The sequence below is a fragment of the Peptoniphilus duerdenii ATCC BAA-1640 genome (assembly GCF_000146345.1).
GTDB classification, from domain to species: domain Bacteria; phylum Bacillota; class Clostridia; order Tissierellales; family Peptoniphilaceae; genus Peptoniphilus_B; species Peptoniphilus_B duerdenii.
Genome location: NZ_GL397071.1, coordinates 590,163 through 596,274, shown reverse-complemented (window position 1 = coordinate 596,274; position 6,112 = coordinate 590,163). Strand labels below are relative to the sequence as shown.

Sequence of the window (6,112 nt, the reverse complement as noted above, 5' to 3'; positions counted from 1 at the left end):
AAGAGTTCCGTCTATAAAGTTTTTATTTATAATTACATTTTTTATTTGAGATAGCGGAAAAAATGTAATACTTTTTTTTATAAATTCTATAGGTATTATTCCCTGTAACATTGATATTACTACTGGAATTGCTAAAGAGATCCCTATTGTTTCCCCGATACTTTGGGTTGCAAATCCTAATAAAGAATAAATACTCGTTAAAGACATAAAGCATAAATTAGAAATAATTATTATTCTTACAATTTCAAGAATATTATTATAGTCTTTGATTGGTAAAAATCCATACTTTAAGCTCCCCATTATTCCTACTATAATTGGATACAAGTTAACAATTATAAAAGAAGCAATCATCAATACAATCAATTTTGATATTACAATGTCTTTTCGACTAATTCCTGAAGAAATCTGTCTTTGTATAATCTTTGAAGAAAAATCACTACCTATAAAATATCCACAATAAACCGCAATGAAAAATGACATAAATATATCTGAATAAGATTTTATAAAACCTTCATACCCACTGCTTATATTTCCCTGTACGGTATCTTGAAATCCACTTAATATTGATAACAATGTTACACTTAAAATTAGCACATAAAAAAACTTATCTTTCTTCAATCTTTCTGCATTAAATTTAATTAAGTTCTTCATTGTCTCCCTCCACTAATTTTATCATATATGTTTCTAAATTATCTCTTTTTATTTCTATTTTACAGTTATTTAGTCTTAATTTTTTTATAATTTCTAGCTCTTCATCTTTTGAATATATGCCTCGAACCTCTAAAGTATTATTTTTTAATCTATATTCTCTTTCAGGGCATGCTATTTTCAATAGATTATAAACTTCCTCGATATTATCTCTATATCCTATAACAGATGTGTCTAAATCTTTCGTTAATTCTGTTTTTGAAACCACCTGTATTATTTTCCCCTTATCTATAAATATGAAATCTGTGGCTATCTCATACAATTCTGTTAATATGTGGCTAGATATTAATATTGTCTTATTTTCTTTTTCTATGAAATCTCTAAAAATTCTTCTTAGCTTTGATACGGATATTGGATCGATTCCGTTTGTTGGCTCATCTAAAATCAATAAATCAGGATTTTTCAAAAAAGCTATTCCTAATCCAAGTTTTTGCTTCGTTCCTAGCGATAAATTTTTAGCTTTCTTTTTTAAGCTATCCATTATTTCTAGTTGTTGGAATATTTCCTTTTGCTCCATTCCAAATTCAATCCCAAGTTCAATACAAGCTAATCTTATATTTTCTTCTGCAGTCAATCCGGAGTAAAAACTTGGAGTTTCAATCGTTGCACTGATATGTTCTCTACTCTTTATCAGTTCTTTTGAAAAAGATTTATTAAATAATTTTATAGAACCTTTTGTAGGAAAAATATTTCCAGTAATTATTTTAACTAAAGTAGATTTCCCAGCTCCATTTACTCCTATCAAACCATAAATTCTATTGCTTTCTATTTTTAAATCTATATTCTCTAGAGCGATAGTCTCTTTATACTTTTTAGAAATATTTTCTAATTGAATTACATCCATTTACGCTCAATCCTTTCTAATCTTCATTTGATTTTTCACTATTTTATTAAATTCTTCATCTTGAAGTTTCTCAATATTATTAATATCATCAGATAAAATATTATTTACATCTTCAACTTTTTGAGAATCTTTAAACAACTTTTTAGTCTCATCTTTAAGATGGTTATTGTTTTGCTCTTTTAACGATAATTCTAAATTCTTTTCTGAACCATATACAATAACATTATTGTCACTTTTGGTTTTATATTTATAAACATTAGGGCAAACACATTTCAAAGTACCACTTAAGGCAAGCACAAGATTAGAATTCAGGCTATTTCCTAAACCTATATTCAATGCAATAATTCCATTTCTATTAAGATGCGCTTTACAATCCTCAAAAAATTCTCTAGTAGTTAGGTTTATTGGCATAGATATATTCTGATAAACATCAAGTATTATTAAATCATACATTTCATCTGTACTATTTAAATAATTCCTTCCGTCAGAAATTATAATTTTATCATCACTTTTATTAAAATAAAGCTCTCTTAAGTTGACAATATTTCTATCTATTTCTATCCCTGTAACTTCAAAATTATCAAAATTTTTATGCAACAAAGTAGACATAGTTCCCGTTCCATAACCAATAATTAAGATTTTATGCTTGACTTTATCATCAAGTAAATTATTAATCTTAACAAATTCGTCATAATAATATCCTGATTTCTTTTTATTCTTATCAACTTTTATTGACTGTGCGCCAAAAAATACATTTGTTTTTAAAGCTAATTTTCCATCATCATTTTGTGATACATTAATATAATTATATTCTGACTCTTCTTCGTGCACAGGCTTATCAAAAGCTAGACTTGTTGTTGATAAATATAACGACATACAAAGCCATAAAACACAAATAATTGAATTTAATAAAAAGTTCCTTTTTATTTTTTTGCTATATAATATCAGAATAATGGCTAGTACCGCTCCAAATAATAGAAAAGATCTTTTTACGCCTATTTTGGGGATTACTAATATAATTGGTATCATTGTTCCTAACACAGATCCAAATATGTTGAATAAATATAAATTTCCCATTACATTTCCAGTTTCATCTAAAGAAGTTATACTTATTTTTGCTAGCAGTGGAGAGATTGTCCCCATAAAAATTAATGGAACACTAAATAATACTATGCTGCAAATAATAGAAGATATCATAATTATATTCCCTAATTGCACTTCAGAAGCCAATATTATTGACCCCATTATAACTATTTTAGACGTTAGTGGTACCGTACATATGAACAAAAAAGATATTAATAAATTTTTAACAATCCTTTCCTCACAAGTTCTTGTTTTTACTAATTTATCTGCACGTTTACCCCCAAAATAATTCCCAATTCCTATACAAATCATTATTAAGCTAATTTCAATTAACCAAATTAGAGTTGTTGAGCCAAAATAAGGAGATAATATTCTTGTCGCACTTGTTTCAATTCCCATTATACAAAACCCTGATATTAAAGCAGTAAAGTAATATATAATAACTTGCTTATTTTTATTTACATTCATATAGCCCCCCCATGTTCTAACTATTTTTTATATTTTTTTATGATTTTAACAAACAATAAAGATATGTAAACTAAAGATATTATATCTATAATTAAATTTGCTCCAATTTTGATTCTTTGAAATAGAAACAATTCTCCATAAAAAAGTAAACGAATTGATTCCAGTAAATTTCTCTTTCCAAAAACCACTTCTAATACTCTAATAATCCCAAAAATTATTAATGTCAAATTCACTAATGCATACATCAAAGAATAAACTTTCACACACTTGCTACTTTCCATTGTATATGCTTTCCTTTTATTATATATTTTTTCATTATAAATATAATTTAATAATTTCATGGATCTACCATGAATATTCGGTTCATCAATAAAATCTGACAAAATCCAATATCCATCTAATCTTAAAAATGGATTCAAATTAAATATTATAAGAATTAAGTTAAATATAATTAGAGCATCCATAGTGTTATTTCGGATCATTACTGCCGAAAAAAAATACATAAATAATCCAACAAGCATTTGTAAATAAATCCCAGCAAAATCTATGATTAACCTTTTTTTATTACTTAATTTCCATGAATCACTTAGGTTAACATACATAACAGGTCTAAACATATATACTCCTATACCAATATTACCAACTTTACAATCAAGTGACTTAGATGAATATATATGTCCTAGTTCATGAACTACGAAGATTAAACCAAATGATATAAAAAATAGAAAATAATTAATACTGTTTATTCCGTTAATAAAATATATCCAATTAAATTCCTTTATATATTTTAGAGATATTACACAATAAATTATACTCAAAATTATTATAAGTGTTGGTTTAAATATAAATCCAGGTAATATCATTTTTAGTTTATCACCATCTATTATTGGTAAATGAAACCAAAATTTATATTGACTACTTTCATTATATTCGCTAAATACCCCAGTCATTATTAATCTATTATTTATTAAATCTTCTAATTCTGATTCTGATATCTCAAATCCTTCATTATTTAATTCATTTTTTACTTTATTTATGCTTTTTGTACCATCAAATTTTTTAATTATTTCTTCTACAATTGGCGTAACTCTTACCCTTTTCCCGTTATCAAAACTAAGTAGTAGTCTTCCATCATCTAGATATTCTTTAACGTAATGATTAGTCTTTAAATTTTCTACCATATTTACATCTCTAAAAATTTATACTTAATCGAATTTATATATTCTCTTAAAACTTCTTTAGCATTATTACAATAAGGGTCATTAATATCACCATTATTTTTTATAGCTGCGTAGGCACACCCACCGCCACAGAACGGAGCAATTTCACAATCCAAACATCTATCAATGTTCAATATACATCTATTACTCCATATTGAATATGCCTCTTTATTAAGACTAACTCTTTCATCGTTATAAAATCCTATAGCATATTGGGGATTTCCTATTGCTTCAGGACACGCATATATGTTACCCTCTGGATCATACACATAATATTGTCCTCTATTAGCTTCACAATACGTGTATTTTGCAAAATCTTTTTTTGCATTCTCAGAAGTTCCTCTCATTATATGAGATATTACTCTAAACATTGATAATCTATTTTCCATATAATTTGGAAACTTTTCATTTAATTTTTTTATAATCTCATCTTCCGATATTGTGTCCACAGCATTATCTGCAGTATGATCTGTCACAGGTGCTAAATCGAATCTAAAATTAGGGCTATCTATCCATTTTTTTGATTTTAAAAAATCTTCAAGCTCTTTTAAGTAGTTAATATTATACTGATTTATATTAACTCTTAAATTTATTTGCCTTATTTTAGTATTTACTAATAAATCCAATCCATTAACTATATCGTCAAATGTTCCTTTCCCATTTTTATAAACTCTTCTAGAATCATGAATTAATTTAATTCCGTCAATAGTTATCTGTACGGAATCTATCGTATTTTCAAATCTTTTAAAAATATTTATGTAGTTTTCCACATGACTTCCATTTGTTATTATACTGACCGGAATATTATTTTTTTCAGCAAACGACAAAATTTTAATATTTATATCTTTGGTAATAGGAAGAATAGGTTCTCCCCCGAATAATTGAATTCGATGCTTTATATTTGGTTTATTCTCTTTTACTTTATATATAAAATCACAAATAGACTGACATTGATTATCACTAATAACTTTTTGTTGATTTCTAACCTTAGAAGGTTCAAAACAATATACACAATTCATATTACAAAACATAGTAGGACAAATAACATGAATCACAGATATATCACATAAATATTCATGAATTTTCATTTGTCGTTTCATCTCATTTAACTCATGATTTCTATCTTCAAATATATATCCTCTTTTCTTCAAAGAATCATATATATTTTTTTCTCTAGCATTCAAAGCTTTAATGTTATCTTGTTCACTAAACTTATGAATTATAGATTTCGTTTCCAAATCTATAATATCAATAGCACCAGAAAGTGCATTCACCATCAATTCATTTTCTTCGTTAATATTATAAAACGAAATATATTTTGTTAATATAGCCATGTTTAGTCCTCCTAATGTGTAGTATTATGGCGATGCCATTAATAATAACAACACCGCCATATTTTTTTGCGTTGTTCACTAATTAAGTTTCACAACTTTAAAGCTAAAAACGTTAAATTATACTAAATTCTCCAACAACACAAACAAGAAATATATTCTTCTCTTTCTTCAAGCTCTTCAATTTCAACTTCCGTCCAAAGTTTCACTTCATTAACTGATTTCATAAAAGTTCTCCTTTCTAAATCTTAGTAAACAACGCAAATACAACTTTTGTTGTACTGTCTTTATAATATTATTTAATCTTATTTTTGTCAGCTTACTTTTGTCTTATTTTTCTATATTTACGATATTGAATAATTGATTCTTCTAAAAGTTTATTTCAAGGACAATTTTCTAATTCTGTTAAGTTTACGTAATTTCGCAAAACTTTGAAATTTTATCATATATATTAATAT

5 protein-coding genes are annotated in these 6,112 nt (G+C 26.2%); all 5 read right to left on the bottom strand.

Translation table 11 applies throughout. From position 1 onward, the window contains the following. Nucleotides 1–651 (bottom strand): ABC transporter permease (locus tag HMPREF9225_RS10305; protein WP_008901389.1); only part of this gene is annotated, 651 nt, incomplete at its 3' end. Continuing rightward, the gene (locus tag HMPREF9225_RS02670) at nucleotides 635–1,552 is read right to left on the bottom strand and encodes an ABC transporter ATP-binding protein (protein ID WP_008901388.1); all 918 of its coding nucleotides are present in this window, start codon (nucleotides 1,550–1,552) and stop codon (nucleotides 635–637) included. The genes HMPREF9225_RS10305 and HMPREF9225_RS02670, both read right to left, overlap by 17 nt. 6 nt (nucleotides 1,553–1,558) lie before the next feature. Beyond that, nucleotides 1,559–3,103: a spermidine synthase gene (locus HMPREF9225_RS02665; RefSeq protein ID WP_008901387.1), complete on the bottom strand. Its 1,545-nt coding sequence runs from the start codon at nucleotides 3,101–3,103 to the stop codon at nucleotides 1,559–1,561. A gap of 20 nt (nucleotides 3,104–3,123) precedes the next feature. Beyond that, the gene (locus tag HMPREF9225_RS02660) at nucleotides 3,124–4,284 is read right to left on the bottom strand and encodes a site-2 protease family protein (RefSeq protein ID WP_008901386.1); all 1,161 of its coding nucleotides are present in this window, start codon (nucleotides 4,282–4,284) and stop codon (nucleotides 3,124–3,126) included. A 2-nt stretch (nucleotides 4,285–4,286) separates the two neighbouring features. Then, nucleotides 4,287–5,657: a radical SAM/SPASM domain-containing protein gene (locus tag HMPREF9225_RS02655; RefSeq protein WP_004837843.1), complete on the bottom strand. Its 1,371-nt coding sequence runs from the start codon at nucleotides 5,655–5,657 to the stop codon at nucleotides 4,287–4,289. Nucleotides 5,658–6,112 lie beyond the last annotated feature (455 nt).